The organism is Amycolatopsis sp. FU40 (genome assembly GCF_021903635.1).
Classification (GTDB): domain Bacteria; phylum Actinomycetota; class Actinomycetes; order Mycobacteriales; family Pseudonocardiaceae; genus Amycolatopsis; species Amycolatopsis dendrobii.
The window spans coordinates 7,870,245-7,886,112 of record NZ_CP091381.1 but is presented as its reverse complement, the minus strand read 5'-3'; the positions used below and the strand labels follow the sequence as shown (position 1 = coordinate 7,886,112).

General features: G+C 68.9%; 14 protein-coding genes. 6 read left to right on the top strand and 8 right to left on the bottom strand.

From position 1 onward, the window contains the following. Positions 1-4 precede the first annotated feature (4 nt). Positions 5-724 (top strand): ESX secretion-associated protein EspG, encoded by a 720-nt coding sequence (locus tag L3Q65_RS37160; RefSeq protein ID WP_237597758.1) that lies wholly within the window; start codon positions 5-7, stop codon positions 722-724. On the opposite strand, the gene L3Q65_RS37155 is transcribed toward L3Q65_RS37160, so the two are convergent. Continuing rightward, the gene (locus L3Q65_RS37155; RefSeq protein ID WP_182893682.1) at positions 721-1,089 is read right to left on the bottom strand and encodes a MerR family transcriptional regulator; all 369 of its coding nucleotides are present in this window, start codon (positions 1,087-1,089) and stop codon (positions 721-723) included. The two genes, L3Q65_RS37160 and L3Q65_RS37155, sit on opposite strands and share 4 nt — an antisense overlap. 104 nt (positions 1,090-1,193) lie before the next feature. Here L3Q65_RS37155 and L3Q65_RS37150 point away from each other — a divergent pair, with 104 nt between their 5' ends. Beyond that, positions 1,194-1,886 (top strand): SDR family oxidoreductase, encoded by a 693-nt coding sequence (locus L3Q65_RS37150; protein ID WP_237597757.1) that lies wholly within the window; start codon positions 1,194-1,196, stop codon positions 1,884-1,886. Positions 1,887-1,926: 40 nt separating this feature from the next. Here L3Q65_RS37150 and L3Q65_RS37145 read toward each other — a convergent pair whose 3' ends face one another. From L3Q65_RS37145 to glf, 4 genes are all read right to left on the bottom strand, one after another. Beyond that, positions 1,927-2,583 carry a hypothetical protein gene (locus L3Q65_RS37145; protein WP_237597756.1) on the bottom strand — a complete coding sequence of 219 codons (657 nt, stop codon included), beginning with the start codon at positions 2,581-2,583 and terminating at the stop codon, positions 1,927-1,929. Between the two features lie 208 nt (positions 2,584-2,791). Next, positions 2,792-3,850 carry a decaprenyl-phosphate phosphoribosyltransferase gene (locus L3Q65_RS37140; RefSeq protein WP_182893679.1) on the bottom strand — a complete coding sequence of 353 codons (1,059 nt, stop codon included), beginning with the start codon at positions 3,848-3,850 and terminating at the stop codon, positions 2,792-2,794. After that, positions 3,847-4,365 carry a phosphatase PAP2 family protein gene (locus tag L3Q65_RS37135; protein ID WP_134664121.1) on the bottom strand — a complete coding sequence of 173 codons (519 nt, stop codon included), beginning with the start codon at positions 4,363-4,365 and terminating at the stop codon, positions 3,847-3,849. The genes L3Q65_RS37140 and L3Q65_RS37135 overlap by 4 nt, the downstream gene beginning before the upstream one ends. Next, a complete protein-coding gene (gene glf / locus L3Q65_RS37130; protein ID WP_182893678.1) occupies positions 4,358-5,581 on the bottom strand; it encodes a UDP-galactopyranose mutase in 1,224 nt (407 codons plus the stop codon). The genes L3Q65_RS37135 and glf overlap by 8 nt, the downstream gene beginning before the upstream one ends. An 89-nt stretch (positions 5,582-5,670) precedes the next feature. Between glf and L3Q65_RS37125 the strand changes: the two genes are divergently transcribed. Then, positions 5,671-7,683 carry a DUF6541 family protein gene (locus L3Q65_RS37125; protein WP_182893677.1) on the top strand — a complete coding sequence of 671 codons (2,013 nt, stop codon included), beginning with the start codon at positions 5,671-5,673 and terminating at the stop codon, positions 7,681-7,683. A gap of 40 nt (positions 7,684-7,723) precedes the next feature. Here the strand turns inward: L3Q65_RS37125 and L3Q65_RS37120 are convergent, their stop codons facing one another. Beyond that, positions 7,724-8,611, bottom strand: a complete 888-nt coding sequence (locus L3Q65_RS37120; RefSeq protein WP_182893676.1) for an LLM class flavin-dependent oxidoreductase — start codon at positions 8,609-8,611, stop codon at positions 7,724-7,726. A gap of 57 nt (positions 8,612-8,668) precedes the next feature. On the opposite strand from L3Q65_RS37120, the gene L3Q65_RS37115 reads away from it, so the two are divergent. Further along, the gene (locus L3Q65_RS37115; protein ID WP_237597755.1) at positions 8,669-9,493 is read left to right on the top strand and encodes an HAD family hydrolase; all 825 of its coding nucleotides are present in this window, start codon (positions 8,669-8,671) and stop codon (positions 9,491-9,493) included. A gap of 85 nt (positions 9,494-9,578) precedes the next feature. On the opposite strand, the gene L3Q65_RS37110 is transcribed toward L3Q65_RS37115, so the two are convergent. Both L3Q65_RS37110 and L3Q65_RS37105 read right to left on the bottom strand, forming a co-directional pair. Beyond that, positions 9,579-10,310, bottom strand: a complete 732-nt coding sequence (locus tag L3Q65_RS37110) for a 1-acyl-sn-glycerol-3-phosphate acyltransferase (protein ID WP_182893674.1) — start codon at positions 10,308-10,310, stop codon at positions 9,579-9,581. Between the two features lie 65 nt (positions 10,311-10,375). Beyond that, positions 10,376-11,893, bottom strand: a complete 1,518-nt coding sequence (locus L3Q65_RS37105) for a hypothetical protein (RefSeq protein WP_182893673.1) — start codon at positions 11,891-11,893, stop codon at positions 10,376-10,378. Positions 11,894-12,086: 193 nt separating this feature from the next. Between L3Q65_RS37105 and L3Q65_RS37100 the strand changes: the two genes are divergently transcribed. Beyond that, positions 12,087-14,009: a DUF6541 family protein gene (locus L3Q65_RS37100; protein ID WP_237597754.1), complete on the top strand. Its 1,923-nt coding sequence runs from the start codon at positions 12,087-12,089 to the stop codon at positions 14,007-14,009. A gap of 278 nt (positions 14,010-14,287) precedes the next feature. Next, positions 14,288-15,805, top strand: coding sequence for a tachylectin-related carbohydrate-binding protein (locus L3Q65_RS37095; RefSeq protein ID WP_237597753.1), 1,518 nt, complete (start codon positions 14,288-14,290; stop codon positions 15,803-15,805). Positions 15,806-15,868: the final 63 nt, after the last annotated feature.

Genomic DNA, 15,868 nt, shown 5'->3' with positions numbered 1-15,868 from the left:
GCAGGTGCGGGAGGACGTCGTTGAGGCGGTGACCCTGCCCGTCGAAGCACTCTCGGTCGTCTGGGACATGCTCGACCTCGGTGAACAGCATCCGATGCTGCGGGCGAAGCGAGTCTGGGTCAAGGCAGGCGCACACCGCGAACTTCACGCCGCCACCATCGATCTCCTCGCCCGGCTCGGCCTCGCGGACAACGACGCGCCGTCCGCGTATTTGCGTGGCACCCTGCAAGTGCTCGCCGAAGCTGAACGCGAGTACTTCGCCTGGTCGGCATTTCGCGGCGGAATCCAGCGGACCGGCATAGTCGCGCAACGAGAACAAGCCGCGATTCTGGTCTCCGCGCAGGACGGTCTGGTCGAAATACAGCCGACCGCCCCGACCCGCCTGGCCACGACGCTTTTCGGCACACTTCCGCAAATCCCCGGCGCACCGGTGCGTTCAGTCTCGGTAACGTCCGCGACCGACGCGGCTCCAGACCCGTTCGACGAGACCACCAGCCACGAATACCTCGCCTCGACCCTGAACCAACCCGCGGAAGCGACACACGAACTCTACGTCGCGCGCCGCGCGAACGGACGACACCTCACCGGCGGCCCGATTCTCGCCGCCGACGTGAACACCGGGCGAATTCTCACCTATCCCACGACCGACGGCCGGACCGAACTCATCTCCGGCACCCCGCGCGCGATCGTGAAGATCCTGAACGACACCTTCGCCGCGCTTTAGCCCAGTACCACCGGGCAATGCGGATTCGGCGTCTCCGCCAGTTCGATCATCGCCTCCAGCCGCTCGCGAGTGCGTTCGAGACCGGAGATGTACTCGTCGAGCCGGGCTTTCTCCGCGCGCAGCCGGACGCGCGACTCCGGCGTGCTGACGCCAGCGTGCAGGCACGGCATCAGCTCGCGGATAGTCGCGCTGGACAGCCCGGCCGCGTAAAGCTGCTGGATCAGCCCGACCCACGCCACCGCGTCCTCGCCGTAGCGGCGCTGCCCGCCGGACGTGCGCGTCGACTCGATCAGCCCTTGCTGCTCGTAGTAGCGCAGCGAACGCACGCTGACCCCGGCGCGCTCCGCCACCTCTCCGATCCGCATCCGACCCCTCCGTGATCCGCCGCACAAACACGAGAACCTGACATCGACGTCAGGGTCCAGGATAGCCGTTGTCCTCTTCCGACGGCTTTTCCCAGGAGAACCCCATGCAGATCGCAGGCTCGACCGCGCTGGTCACCGGTGCCGGACGCGGGCTCGGCGCCCACTTCGTCCGCGCCCTGCTGGACCGCGGCGCGGCCAAGGTCTACGCCACCTCTCGCCGCCCGGTCGACCTCGAGGGTGCCGTGTCGCTGCCGCTCGACGTCACCGATCCCGGCTCCGTCGCGGCCGCCGCTGCTGCCGCCCCGGACGTCGACCTCCTGATCAACAACGCCGGAATCGCCTCCTTCACCGACCTGGTGACCGGCGACCTGGATGCGATTCGGCGAGAAATGGAGACCAATTTCTTCGGCCCGCTTCGGGTAATCCGGGCATTCGCGCCAGGGTTGAAGAATGGCGCGATTCTGAACGTCCTATCCGCCCTGTCCTGGGCGACCTACCCGGGCTCCGCGGGATACGCCGCGTCGAAATCGGCGGCGTGGAGCATGACCAACTCGGTGCGGCTGGAGCTTCTGACCCAGCACACGCTGGTGAGCGGCCTGGTCATGGCCAGCACCGACACCGACATGATGGCCAGCTTCGACATTCCGAAAAACGACCCCGCCGACGTCGTCCGCGCCGCATTGGACGGCGTGGAGGCGGGCGAAATCGAGATCATCGCGGACGCGGACAGCGCGACGGCGAAAGCCGGGCTGTCCGCGCATCCGACGGTGCTGTACCCGGCGCTGCTGGGGGGCTGAGGCCGGGCGGGCAGAGATTCTGCGCGAATGAGCTGTTCGCTCAGCTGCCCGTTCCGGAGCTGGTGCCGCCGCCGTTGCCGAACCCGGGGCCGTTGTTCTGGTTGCCGCCGTTCTGGCCGTCCGGAACGCGATGCCGTGGGCCGGGGCCGCCGTCGTTGAAGCGGTGGCCACCCTGGTGCTGGCTCATGCCGGGCCGGCCGGGGTGGTGCGTCGCGGCCATGACGCCGCCGACGATGCCGCCGCCGACGGCCAGTCCCAGCACTCCCACCGCGACCAGCTGCGTGGCCCGGTGGGCGACGAACCGGCGGAAACCGCTCTGCTTCGGCGGCGGCAGCGGCATGCCCCACGGGCCGGGTTGCGCGAAGTGGCCGGGCTGATTCGACTGCTGACCGGCCGGTTCCCCAGTGGGAGCGGCTTGGCCCGCCTGCTCGGCGGTCGGCCCGGGCTGACCCGACTGGCTGGTCTGCTCGGCGGCCGGACCGGCCTGGCCCGAGTGTTGTTCCGCGGACGGCCCGGGCTGGCTCAATGGGCTGGTCTGCTCGGCAGGCGGCACCGCCTGCCCCTGCCGCGCGGCTTCCGCAGCCGCCCCCGGCTGACCAGCCGCACCCTCGCCGGAAGAGTCCCCGACCTGGCCGAACTGCTCGGTCGGCTGCTGTCCGGCGGGCTCGCCGGGCGAGGGGTTCTTGTCGTCGTTCATCGTCGGTCCTCCGGGCTGAGCGGGCGGGAGGCGGGGTGTCCCGGCTCCCACCCCGAGGGTGACCGTCGATGCTGTGGAGAAGCTGAATCCCAGCTGTGTACTAATCCGACCAAAAGCAGGCCGCCCGGCACGTAGCCGTTGCTACGAAGTCATTAGGCCGTGGCTGTGGTCGGATTAGTACCGATTGGCACAGTAATACGCGCGCCGTTCACAGGTAGAACGACAGGAACAGGGTCACGACCCAGGTCGCGCCGAGCACCTGCAGCACGCGGTCCTTCAAGGCGATCTCGTCGGGCGCGCCGGCGTTGCCGCCGTCCACGTCGACCGCGTAGCGGAGCACCGCGATGACGAACGGGACCATCGACACGACCGCCCACACCGAGTTGTGCTCGGCCTGGCGGATCTCGAATGCCCACAGGCAGTAGGACATGATCAGGATCGCCGCGGACGTCGCCCACACGAAGCGCAGGTAGCTCGCCGAGTACTTCTTCAGCGAGGACCGGATCTTCGCGCCGGTGCGCTCGAACAGCATGATCTCCGCGTACCGCTTGCCCGCCACCATGAACAGCGAGCCGAACGCCGTGACCAGCAGGAACCACTGCGACATCGCGATGCCGCCGGCGACACCGCCTGCCACCGAGCGCATCAGGAAGCCCGAGCCGACGATCGCCAGGTCCACCACCGGCTGGTGCTTCAGGCCGAAGCAATAACCGAGCTGCACGGCCTCGTAGACCGCCAGCACGATCGCCAGCCGCCAGTCCGCCGCGAACGACACGGCGAGCCCGGCGAGGAAGAACACCACCGCCGACGCGTAGGCCACCGGGACCGGGACGATGCCAGCCGCGATCGGGCGGTTGCGCTTCGTCGGATGGGCCCGGTCGGCCTCGACGTCGACAGCGTCGTTGATCAGGTAGACCGACGAGGCGGTGAGCGAGAACGCCACGAACGCGATCAACGCGTCGATGACCAGCTCGGTCCGGTTCGTCGCCTTGGAGAACGCGAAGAACGGCGCCGCGAAGACGAGGACGTTCTTCACCCACTGCTTCGGCCGCGCGGTTTTGATCACCCCGAGCACGAGGCCCACGGGGCTCGTGCCGGAGGTCGGGGACGGGGCGGCCGGGGATTCAGGCTTGTCGGCCTTCTCGGTCTTTTCGACCTTCTCGGTCTCCTCGGCCACGTCGGTCTTTTCGGCAGCCGGCTCCGTCGCTTCTGCGGATTCGGCCGTACCGGACGCGTTTTCGGTTCGCTCGTCGGTCGTTTCGCTCATCGCTTCTTGGTCAGCTTCCGTCGGATCAGACCGCCGACGACGCCTCCCAGGGCGGCTCCGGCCAGAACGTCTGTCGGATAGTGAACGCCGAGCAGCAGCCTCGAGGCGAGCATCGGCGGTACCAGGGCGGGGACCAGGTTACGCCCGGTCAATCCGGAGTAGAGCACCGCCGCCGCTGTCGTCGACGTCGCGTGCGACGACGGGAAGCTCAGCTTGCTCGGCGTGCCGACCAGAACCTCCACGCTGGGATGGTCCGGACGGCGCCGCCGCACGACGCGTTTCACGGCGATCGACGCGGCGTGCGCGCCCACCACTCCGGCCGACGCGACCAGCCAGTCCTTGCGCCGGTCGCGGTCCACCGCCGCTCCGAGCAAGCCCAGCGCGAACCATCCCGCGCTGTGCTCCCCGAACAGCGACATGCCCCGCGCGACCTGCACCGTGCCCGGCTTCTTCAGCACCTTCTGGGTGCTGGAGAGCACAGCCACCTCACCGCGCGGGGTGTCCTTCTCAAGCATCGATCGACCCGTCCAACGGCGCACCGTCGGTCAGGTGCGGGGCGATCTTGTTGTCGAACATCGACAGCGCCGATCCGATCGCCATGTGCATGTCGAGATACTTGTACGTGCCGAGCCGTCCGCCGAAGAGCACGTTCTTCTCGCGCGCCTCGGTCTTCGCCAGCTCGCGGTAGCTTTCCAGCTTCTCGCGGTTCTCGGCGGTGTTGATCGGGTAGTACGGCTCGTCGTCTTCCTTCGCGAAACGGGAGTACTCGCGGAAGATGACCGTCTTGTCCTTCGGGTAGTCCCGCTCCGGGTGGAAGTGGCGGAACTCGATGATCCGGGTGTAGTCGACGTCGGCGTCGTTGTAGTTGACGACCGACGTGCCCTGGAAGTCGCCGGTCTGCGCGACCTCGGACTCGAAGTCGACGGTGCGCCAGGTGAACCGGCCCGCCGAGTAGTCGAAGTAGCGGTCGAGCGGCCCGGTGTAGACGGTCGGGGTGCCCGCCGGGATGTGCTCGCGGACGTCGAAGTAGTCGACGTTCAGCCGGATCTCGATGTTCTCGTGCTCGGCCATCTTCTCGAGCCACGCGGTGTACCCGTTGACCGGGAGACCCTCGTAGGTGTCGTTGAAGTACCGGTTGTCGAAGGTGTAGCGGACCGGCAGCCGGGTGATGATGTTCGCGCCGAGGTTCTTCGGGTCGTTTTCCCACTGCTTCGCGGTGTAGTCCCGGATGAACGCCTCGTAAAGGGGACGGCCGATCAGCGAGATCGCCTTCTCCTCGAGGTTCTGCGCGTCCTCGGTCCGGAACTCGGCGGCCTGCTTCGCGATGAGCTCGCGCGCCTCGTCCGGCGTGTGCGACTTGCCGAAGAACTGGTTGATCATGCCGAGGTTCATCGGCAGCGGGTAGACCTGCCCGTTGTGCTTGCCGAAGACCCGGTGCTGATAGCCGGTGAACTCGGTGAAGCGGTTGACGTACTCCCACACCCGCTTGTTGGACGTGTGGAACAGGTGCGCGCCGTAACGGTGCACCTCAATGCCCGTTTCGGGCTCGACCTCGGAGTAGGCGTTGCCCCCGAGGTGGTGGCGGCGCTCGAGGACCAGGACCTTCTTGCCCAGCTCGGCCGCGGCCCGTTCGGCGATGGTCAGGCCGAAGAAACCGGACCCGACGACGACGAGGTCGTAACCGCGAAAGTCGTCTTCAGTAATCTTGGCGGAGTTCGTGTGCTCGCTCACGGGCGCTCAGGGTACGCAGTCGCGCGACCGCGTCCCGAACCGACCTCGGCATCCCGCCAGGTTTTACCGGCACTACACACGTGAGAAGCATGCCTGCACCAGACACCTTCTGGACCTATCTCGGCGCGGTCGCCAGCTACGTGGCCGTGCTGGCAGTCCCGGGCGGCCTCATCGGCCGGGCCGCGGGAGTGCGCGGGTGGGCCCTCGCCGGGCTCGCGCCGCTGCTCAGTTATGCCGTCACCGGCCTGGCTGGGCCCTGGTTGTCGACTGTCGGTCTCCCGTACAACGTCTTCACCGCCGCGGCCTGCACGCTGCTGCTGGCCGGGGTCGCGTGGGGGATCCGGCGGCTCTGCCTCGTCCGCGGCTGGATCACCCCGGGCGCGGAGGAGCCTCCGGTCGCCTGGAGCACGCGCGCGCAGTGGTCGGTCGCCGCGTGCGTCGCGGTGGCGACGGCGCTGTCGATCGCCGTGGTGCTGTCCGCGCGCGGCGGGACGACGGCGGTCTTCCAGCGCTGGGACACCGTCTTCCACGCGAACGGCATCCGCTACATCGCCGACACCGGCGACGGTTCGCTCATCGGCATGGGCAAGATCAACTGGTACCCGGACGGATCGTTCTATCCGAACGGCTATCACCTGGTCGGCGCGCTGGTTTACCAGATCTCCGGGACGAGCATCCCGGTCACGCTGAACGCCATCACCATGCCGGTCGCGGGCATCTTCGCGCTGTCGATGGTCGCCCTGGTCCGCCAGATGGGCGGCCGCGCGGTATTCGCAGGCTGCACAGCCCTGATCGCCGCTGCTGCGACGACGGGCGCGTACGAGTCGGTGTCGAGCGGCCTGCTGCCGTACGCGCTGGGGATAGTGCTCACGCCGCTGACGGTGGTCGCGCTGCAACGCTTCCTCGTACGCCCGGGCGTCGACACCGGCCTGGTGTTCGCGCTGGCTGCGGACGGTCTGCTCACCGCGCATTCGAGCGCACTGTTCGGTGGCGTCCTCTTCGCGGCTCCGCTGGTGCTGCAACGCTGGTACCGCTCGCTTCGCGGGCTTCGGGTGGACGGTGTGCCTGAAGGGCGCAACGGGCTGCGCGTGATCGGCGGCGACATCGTGCGCACAGTGCCGGTCATGGTGGCCGCAGTCGTCTTCGCCGCGCCGCAGATCCTGGGCGCGATCAGCTTCACCTCCGGCGCGTACCCGTACCAGCCGTGGAACTCGGACCTGCCGGTCCTGTCGGCGCTGAACATGCTCGGCACGTTCCAGCAGGTGCTGCACACGCCGCAGCTCTGGCTCACCGTGCTGCTCGTGGTCGGCGTGCTGGCCTTCCGCACGCTCGACCGGATGCGCTGGCTGGTCCTGTCCGCGATCGGGCTGTCCGGGCTGTTCGTGCTGGTCACGTCGTACGGCGCCTCGCCGCTGGTCATCTCGCTGTCGCGGCCGTGGTGGAACGACCGGTTCCGGCTGATGGCGCTGGCCGCGATCCCGCTGTGCCTGCTCGCCGGGCACGGCATGGCGGAACTGCAGCGCTGGACCGCGCAGTGGATCCGCTCGATCGGCTGGGCGAAAGCGCGGCCGACGGTGGTCTCCCGGCTCGGGATCACGGCGGCGGCGGTCGTCGTGGCCGTGACCGCGGTGCTGACCGGCGGTTTCTACCGCACCGCGAACGCCACCGCGGTGTCGTTCCTGTACTACAACGGGCCGGAGGGCGAGGTCACGCCGCCGGTCAGCCCGGACGAGATCGCGGCCATGGAGTTCCTCGGCCGGATGCACATCCCGTCCGACGAGAAGGTGCTGAACGACCGGCTCGACGGCACCGCGTGGATGTACGCGCTGACCGGCGTGCACCCGGTGGCGGGCCACTACGACGGCGGCGGCCCGGTCTCGCCGGACGCGACGTACTTGGCGCTGCACTTCCGCGATTACGACCTCGACCTGCGCGTACGCGAGGCGGTCCAGCGGCTGAAGGTGCACCACGTGCTGGTGGGCAGCGGTTCGATCGCCAGGGGCGCACCGATCTCCCCCGGCCTGCGCGACCTCATGGGCAGCGATTTCCTGCGGCTGGTCTACCGCAATCCCGGCGCGCAGATTTACACGATCATCAAGTGATCCTGGCGGCCGCGACCTGGGTGGTCGCGGCCGCCAGAGGTCATTCGGCCTTGAGGCCCGGCAGTACTTCTTCGACGACCTTTTCCAGCACCGATTCGTGCCCCTCGTACGGCCCGCTCGAACGCGGCCAGTGCGCGATGACGTCGGTGAAGCCCAGCTCACGGGCCCGTTCGGTGGCCTCGCGGAACGCCGCGACGCTGCTGAGCGAGAACACCGGCGCCGCGTCGAGGCTCAGGTACCGCTGGATGCCTGCCGGTTCGCGGCCCGCCGCCTCGAGCCGCTGGTCGAACGTGCGGACCAGCTCCTCGATGCCGGTCCACCATTCGTCGAGGGTGGACCCGCCGCGCCCGGTGGTGACCCAGCCCGCGCCGAACCGCGCGGCCAGCGTCATGGTGCGCGGGCCGTTGGCCGCGACCAGGAACGGCAACCGAGGGCGCTGCACCGTGCCGGGCAGGTTCCGCGCGCCGCGCGCGGAGTAGTACTCGCCGGAGAAGTCGAAGTTGTCGGTCATCAGCAGCCCGTCGAGGGCCTCGACGAACTCGGTGAAGCGGTCGACCCGCTGGCGTGCGGTCAGCTCCGGGGCGGCGAGCACCTGCGCGTCGTAGCGCGAACTGTCCACGCCGGCTCCGACGCCCAGCACGAACCGCCCGTCGGACACGTCGTCGAGGGTGATCAGCTCGCGCGCGAACGGCACTGGATGCCGCGCGACCGGAGAGGCGACGAAGGTGCCCAGCCGGATCGTGGAGGTGACCATGGCCGCCGCGGTGAGGGTGGGCACAGCGGAGAACCACGGCCCGTCGACCAGCGATCGCCAGCCGAGATGGTCGTAGGTCCACGCGTGGTCGAAGCCGTACTCCTCGGCCGCGCGCCATTTCGGCTCGGCCGCCCACCAGCGGTCTTCAGGAAGAATTACGATGCCTGCTCGCACGAGGCCGACCGTAACGTCCGGCACTGACATTCGCTCGAACGGGCGGCGACCGGGAGAATGGGACGCGTGGAGAAACCCCGGTTGATCGCGTCCGATGTCGACGGCACCCTGCTCGGCCCCAGCGAACAAGTGACCCCGCGCACGGTGTCGGTCGTGCAGCGGGTGCTGGCCGACGACGTGCCGTTCGTGCTGTGCACCGGCCGCCCGCCGCGCTGGATCGCGCCGATCGCCGGACCGCTCGGGCTGACCGGCTACGCGGTGTGCGCCAACGGAGCCGTACTGCTCGACATCGGCACCGACTCAGTGGTCGCGGTGCACGGCGAACTCGAACCGAAACTGCTGCACGACCTGGCCTCGGCGCTCGACAAGGCATTGCCCGGCTGCCGGCTGGCCGCGGAACGGATCGGCACCGGATCGGTCGACCACGAGTTGCGCAATTTCGTGATCGAGCCGGAGTACCACAACCCGTGGGGCGACGAGGAGAGCCGGATCGCGCCGCGTGCCGAGGTGCTCGGGAAAACCGCGATCAAGCTGCTGGTCAGCCGACGCGGGATGACGTCGGAGGAGATGGCCGAGGCGACGAACGCGGTGCTCGACGGGGCGGTAGACGTCACGTATTCGTCCTCCGGCGGGCTGATCGAACTGTCCGCACACGGCGTGACGAAGGCGACCGGGCTCGCGGACATCGCCGAGCGCTTCGACGTGCCCCAGTCGTCGGTGATCGCGTTCGGCGACATGCCCAACGACGTCGAGATGCTGCAGTGGGCCGGACACGGCGTCGCGATGGCCAACGGCCACCCGACCGTGCTGGCAGTGGCGGACGAGGTGACCGGACCGGCTGCGGAGGACGGGGTGGCGCAGGTGCTGGAGCGCTGGTTCTAAGCGCCCCAATGTGGCATTGGGTGCGTCAGATGCACCCAATGTGGCGTTCGGTGCGCTCAACGCACCCAATGTGGCATTGGGGCGCTCACGAACGGCGGTCGAGCTCAGCGGCTTCCTCGGGCGTCGGCGCGCTGCCGCCGAGGTGTGCGGGCAGCCACCAGCGTTCGGCGTCGCTCTCCGGGGCCTCCGGGTACTCCGCCTGGGCCTTCTCCAGCAGCTCCGACATCCGGGCGCGCAGGTCCGTCGTCAGCGCTTCGCACGAGTCCTCCGGGCCCGGGCGCATCGGCTCGCCGATCACCACCGAAATCGGCACGTGCCTGCGGGTGAGGTCCCGCGGACGGCCCTTCGTCCACAGCCGCTGCGTGCCCCACAGCGCCATCGGGATCACCGGCACGCCCGCTTCGGCGGCCATCCGGACCGCACCGGTCTTGATGTCCTTCACGGTGAACGACTGGCTGATCGTGGCCTCCGGGAAGACGCCGACGACCTCGCCCGCACGCAGCCGCGCCACGGCCTCGTCGTAGGACGCCTGCCCGGCGGCACGGTCCACCGGGATGTGGTGCATGCCGCGCATGAGCGGACCGGCGACCGAGTTGCTGAAGATCTCCTGTTTGGCCATGAACCGCACCAGCCGCTTCGCCGGGCGGGCGCCGAGGCCGCAGTAGATGAAGTCCAGGTAGCTGACGTGCGTGCAGGCGAGCACGGCGCCGCCGCGGGCGGGCACGTGTTCGGCGCCGGTCACCCGGAGGCGGTTGTCGAGCAGCCGGAACATCAGCCGCGCGGCGACCAGGACGGGCGGGTACACGAAGTCAGCCATGTGCCCAAGGCTACGGGACCGTAGGTTTCCCGCCGGTAGGTCGCGCGGGTCGGCTCCGCCACACTTCAGGGGCAGGACACGTAGTGGAAGTCCGGGGCGCGGTCGAGTTCGCCGACGAGCCTGCTGGCGTCGTCGGCACGCGGGTAGACCGAGATCCAGAACGGTGTCCCGGTGCGCCGGAAGGTCGCGACGCGGTACCAGGCGGGCAGGTCGTCGGCACAATCCTGGCGATCGGCGTACCCCGACCGGCCGGGCACGGCGAGCGTCGACCGTTCCGCGTCCAGTCCGACCACCAGCACCTTCGAACCAGCCCGGCTCGCGAGCAGCCCCGGCGATCCGGCGCTCACGGTGGACCCCGGCGGCAGGTAGCGGGCGAGCCAGTCCCCGACCTCGGCCAGTTGCGCGCCCTGTGTGCTCCAGGCCCGCACGCGCTCCAGTACTTCTGGGCTGAACACCGAGACCGCCACCGCGACCCCGGTGAGCGCGGCGGTAACCGCCGGAACCGCCCGGGAAACCGCCCGCGGCCTCGGTACCGGCGTGAGGACGCCACACCCGGCCACCGCGGCGACTGCCAGCAAGGGCGGCACCGGAACGAGCAGCCGCCACGACAGTCCCGGATCCTCCTCGAAAAACAGCACGATCCCGGTGTGGCAGACAGCAAGCGCCAGCAACAACCACAACGCCGACTGGGCTTCCACTGCGCGTCGCCGGGACGCCACGAGCCCCGCCACCACCGCGGCCGGGACGAGAAACCCTAAGTGCGCCAAGGCGAAACCGCCGAGATACGGCCAATCCGGTGCGGCCGGCAGACTCGCGTCCGGCACGAAACGGTCGTAGTAGGTAACGCGCCAAGCCGTCCACGGGGCCAGGAACACTAACGCGCCCAGCACAAAACCGACCGGTGCCCACCAGGTGTGCCGTCCGCGCGCGGCGGCGAAAACGAGCCACACCGCGCCGACGACAGCGAGCACAATTCCTTCCGGCCGCGTCATCACCGCACTGGCCACGAGCACGCCGGCGACCAACGGCCGCCCGGCCACCAACGCGTACGCGACACAGAGCACGAGCAACGCGAACATCGGCAGCTCAGTGCCGGAAAGCCCGTACACCGCGAGCCCATTCGCCCCCGCGGTCAGCAACGCCGCCGCGACCCCGACCGCACGCCGAGGCTCAACCCCTTCCGGCAGCCCGAGCGCGGCAATGCGATTGGCGAGGAAATACGCTGTCAACACGCACCCCAAGGCGGCCGCGCCACTCAACACAACGGCCGCCACCGGCACTTCCGCCCCGAATGCCCCGCGCGGCAACGCGATCACCACAAGCCAGAGGAAATTCGCGTACGTCTCGCTGCGATCGCCCGTGTTGAATACCGGGCCGTTGCCGTCGGCGATGTTCTGCGCATACCGGAAACTGACGTACGCGTCCTCGGTCGCGGTGGCGAACAACAGCTGATGCAGCAGCGAAAAGCCGAGAACAAGCAGAAGAACGCCGACGCGCCACCGCCGGTCCTGCCCCATCCGCCGCCAAGCGGCGACGACCAGCGCGGCCAGCGCCAGCCATCCCCCCACGACCGCGTAAACCACGCGCCCCCAGCCTCCCGCGCCCCTCACCCGTCCGGCCGACCCCTGGCGGACCGTTCCTCACCAGCTCCAGTCAAGCGCGCTGCCGCGCTTCCCGGACATCAGCCGTTCGGGTGTACATGGGGTGCGGTTAGCCTAGGGCCCGATTCCCATCCGCCACGGGGAGCAGGCGGACGCCTATGACTCGAGGAAGACTGTGCCGAGCGACCCCACATCGTTGTCCGTGGTAGCCAGCATCGCCTGCTGCCTGCTCGTGCTCGGGATCCCCGGGCTCGTCACCGGAGCCGCCGCCGGATTGCGCGGCTGGCTGCTGGCCGGCCTGACCCCGCTGCTGAGCTACGTCATCGGCGGCCTCGCGGGTCCGTGGACAGCGGCGATCGGGCTGCCGTTCAACGCCTGGACCTACGCGCTGGCCACCGTGCTTTTCGCGGCTGTCGCGTTTGGACTCCGATGGCTCACCGTCCGCCGGTGGCCACACGAGCCCGAGGTGCGGGCCTGGGAACCGCGGGCGAACTGGGCGGTCGGCGCCTGCCTCGTCCTCGCGACCGCCATCGGGTTCTACGCGGCCGTGCGCGGCATGGGCCACCTCGGCGCGATCGCACAGGGCGGCGACGCGCCATACGCGGCCAACGGCGTGCGCTACATCGCCGAGACCGGCGACGGCAGCCTTTTCGGCATGGGCACGGTGAACTGGTACGAAGACGGTGCACCGCCCTTCTACCCCAACGCGTACCACCTGCTCGCCTCCGTGCAGTACACGCTCAGCGGCGGTTCGATCCCGCTCACCCTGGACGTGAACACGGCGTTGCTGCCCGGCTTGCTGGCCCTTTCCCTCGTGGTGCTGGTGCGGGCGTTCCGCGGCCGCGCCGTGCTGGCCGGAGCCGTCGCGCTCGCCTCGGCCGCGCCGGTGATGGGCATGTACGAGTCGATGGACCGCGGGCCGCTGTACCCGTTCCTGCTGGGCATGGCGCTCACCCCGTTGGCCGCTGTGGTGCTGCGCCGGTACCTCGACCGGGTCGCACCGGACACCGGTTTCGTGCTGATGGTCTCGGCGGTCGGACTGCTGTGCATCCACTCGTCCACGTTGTTCGGCGCGATCCTGTTCGCCGGACCGCTGCTGGTGCAACGCTGGATCGAACGGTGGCGCTCGATCGGCAAGGACCTGCTGGCGCTGCTGCCGATCGCGGTGCTGGCGATGCTCGTGGCGTGGCTGCAACTGTTCGGCGCGCTCGGCCTGGCGAACAGCTCGACGGTGGAATACCTAGGCTGGCCAAGCGAATGGCGCGCGACGACCGCGCTCGGCGCGTTGCTCGGGTTCCAGCACTTCGAACCAAATCCGCAGATCTTGCTGTCCGTGGCGCTGCTGTTCGGTTTCATCTTCTTCCGCAGGCTTGGCTCGCTGCGCTGGATCGGCCTGACCGCACTGATCACCGGCTTGCTCTACATGGCGGTCTCGTCCTCGGACGCCCCCTTGGTCATGGCACTGGCCCGCCCGTGGTGGGACGACCCGTACCGGTTCATCACGATGGCGACCGTGCCGCTGTCGTTCATCGCCGGCCACGGAATCGCGGCGCTGCACGAGTGGCTGAAGGAACGACTGCCCGCACGAATCCCGCCGGCAGCACTCGCCGCGCTGGTCCTGATCGCTTTCGTAGGAGCCACGAAAGGCCTGTACGCCCGGACCAACAGCGAGGTGGTCGCGCGCGGGTACCAGCGCCCCGATCCGCACACCCTGGAAATCACGCCCGGCGAGGAACGCGCGATGGCGGAACTGGGCAAGCTCGCTAAGCCAGGTCAATGGGCGATGAACGACCGCTGGGACGGCACGCCGTGGACCTACGCCCTCAGCGGAGTCCGCACCGTCGCCGCCCACGACGACGGCACGAAACCTCCCTCGGACGCCGTGCTGCTCGCCGCGAAATTCCGCGACTACGACACCGACCCGGCGGTCCGAGCCGCGGTGCAGCGCCTGAACATCCACTGGGTGATCCTGGGCCGCCCGGCGGCCCCGCCGAAACGCGCGTACGCGGATCCGGGCGTGAACGGGCTGGCCGGACTGCCGTTCCTGAAAGAGGTGTACCGCAACGAGGACGCGGTCATTTACCAGCTGAATCGTTGATTTTCTTTCTGGTCGGCGGCAGGGATTTCCGAACCCCTGCCGCCGACTTTTTTATGCCGTATTCGAACTCCGGATCCCGCTGACCGGAACAATGTCCTGGGTCACACAGGCGATGGGTAATGCCTGCATACCCCCGCCGATAGACAGGCGGATCGATTAATGAGGGCATTCGCGGGACCGAGGGGACGGACCATATCGGCACAGTAGACAGAATTGCGCCATTCAGCGTCTGGACAACCAGTTCACAGCCGACTATCGCACCCTAAAGGAAGGCCTTTATGTCTCGAAGAACCCAGAGAGCCCTCGCCATTTCGGCCACGCTGCTGACCGGCGGCGTGCTCACCGCGATCCCGGCGCACGCGATTTCCGGCGGCACCGTCGTGCCCTCCGGAACGTCGGGTTACCTCGCACGCATCACGACGCCCACGAAGGCGTGCTCGGCCGCGCTGATCGACCCGCAGTGGGTCATCACCTCGGGGAGTTGCCTGACCGCGAGCGCTACCGGTGCTCCTACTGAGAACGCAACGGTCAGCGTCGGTGCGGTCGATGTCAGCACCGGAGCTGGGACGAACGCCAAGGTCGTCAAAGTGATCGGCCGAAGCGACCGCGACGTCGCGCTGGCCAAGCTTGAGAAGCCCACCACCGGGATCGCACCGGTCGCGTTGGCCACGACCGCTCCGACGAGCGGGGAGACCCTCCAGTTGGCCGGGTTCGGCCGCACCGCGACCGAATGGGTGCCCGCTCGGCCGTCCGTCGCCTCCTTCTCCGTCTCGGCGGTGAACGCCACCGAGGTCTCGGTGACCTCCGCGAACGGTTCGGACACCTGCCTCGGCGACGCCGGCGGCCCGGCGTTGCGCACGGTGGGCGACAAGGTCGAGGTGGTAGCGGTCAACAGCCGGTCCTGGCAGCACGGCTGCCTCGCGGTCACCGAAACCCGGGAAGGCGGCACTGAAGCCCGGGTCGACGACCTCGCTGGCTGGGTCCGGCAGAACACTGTCCCTGCCCCGGTGACCTGCCCGAACGGCGCGACCGTGTGGGACGCCCGGTCCGACGGTTCGATGTGGCGCTACGTGCACCGCGATCCGGCTAACGGCACCATCTCCTGGGACATCCCGACCGCGGCGCTCGGGACTGGGTGGACCGGACGGCAGATCGCCGGCAAGGGCGGGGTCATCTGGGACGTCCATCGCAACCTCGGCGCGGGCGACAGCGTTCCCAGCGGCGTACTCCGGCGCTGGACGTGGAGCACGGAAAACGGCTGGGGCGGCGGCAACGGGGTCGGCGGCGGCTGGGAGAAGTTCCTCACCACGGAGTACCAGAACCGCGTCACGGTCGACCAGGCCGGCCGCATCTACGCCGTCGACCAGCAGGGCCAGCTGAAGGTGTACGTCTGGAATGACGCCACCAGCACGTGGGTCGACGGAAACGGCCAGCTCATCGACACCGGCTGGGGAAAATTCGACTCCATCACCGCGGCAGGCGACGGAGTCCTCTACGCCCGGACCCCGGCAGGCAACCTGTACCGCTTCGTCTACGACTTCGGCTCCGGAAAGTGGACCCAGCGCGACAAGTCCGCCGGCGTGGGCTGGAACATGTTCACCGAGATCTTCTCACCGGGAGCCGACATCCTGTACGGCCGCGGCGCGAGCTTGTCGGGCAATCCGACGCTGCTCTGGTACCGCTACTCGCCCAACACCGACACCTGGTCCGCGAACGGCGCGGGCACTCCCGTCGGATACGGGTGGAACACCGACATCCACGTGACCGCGGCTCCGGACTCGTGCCGGTTCGCCTAATCAGCCTGTTCGCCTGACAGAGGAGGCCGCCCGAATCCGGACGGCCTCCTCATCCGCAAGAAA

Excerpts from the sequence above, each read along its gene's own strand:
- L3Q65_RS37095 (WP_237597753.1), top strand. The coding sequence starts at position 14,288 with ATGTCTCGAAGAACCCAGAGAGCCCTCGCCATTTCGGCCACGCTGCTG.
- L3Q65_RS37135 (WP_134664121.1), bottom strand. The coding sequence starts at position 4,365 with ATGCTTGAGAAGGACACCCCGCGCGGTGAGGTGGCTGTGCTCTCCAGC.
- L3Q65_RS37140 (WP_182893679.1), bottom strand. The coding sequence starts at position 3,850 with ATGAGCGAAACGACCGACGAGCGAACCGAAAACGCGTCCGGTACGGCC.
- L3Q65_RS37115 (WP_237597755.1), top strand. The coding sequence starts at position 8,669 with ATGGGACGCGTGGAGAAACCCCGGTTGATCGCGTCCGATGTCGACGGC.
- L3Q65_RS37150 (WP_237597757.1), top strand. The coding sequence starts at position 1,194 with ATGCAGATCGCAGGCTCGACCGCGCTGGTCACCGGTGCCGGACGCGGG.
- L3Q65_RS37125 (WP_182893677.1), top strand. The coding sequence starts at position 5,671 with ATGCCTGCACCAGACACCTTCTGGACCTATCTCGGCGCGGTCGCCAGC.
- L3Q65_RS37145 (WP_237597756.1), bottom strand. The coding sequence starts at position 2,583 with ATGAACGACGACAAGAACCCCTCGCCCGGCGAGCCCGCCGGACAGCAG.
- L3Q65_RS37110 (WP_182893674.1), bottom strand. The coding sequence starts at position 10,310 with ATGGCTGACTTCGTGTACCCGCCCGTCCTGGTCGCCGCGCGGCTGATG.
- L3Q65_RS37155 (WP_182893682.1), bottom strand. The coding sequence starts at position 1,089 with ATGCGGATCGGAGAGGTGGCGGAGCGCGCCGGGGTCAGCGTGCGTTCG.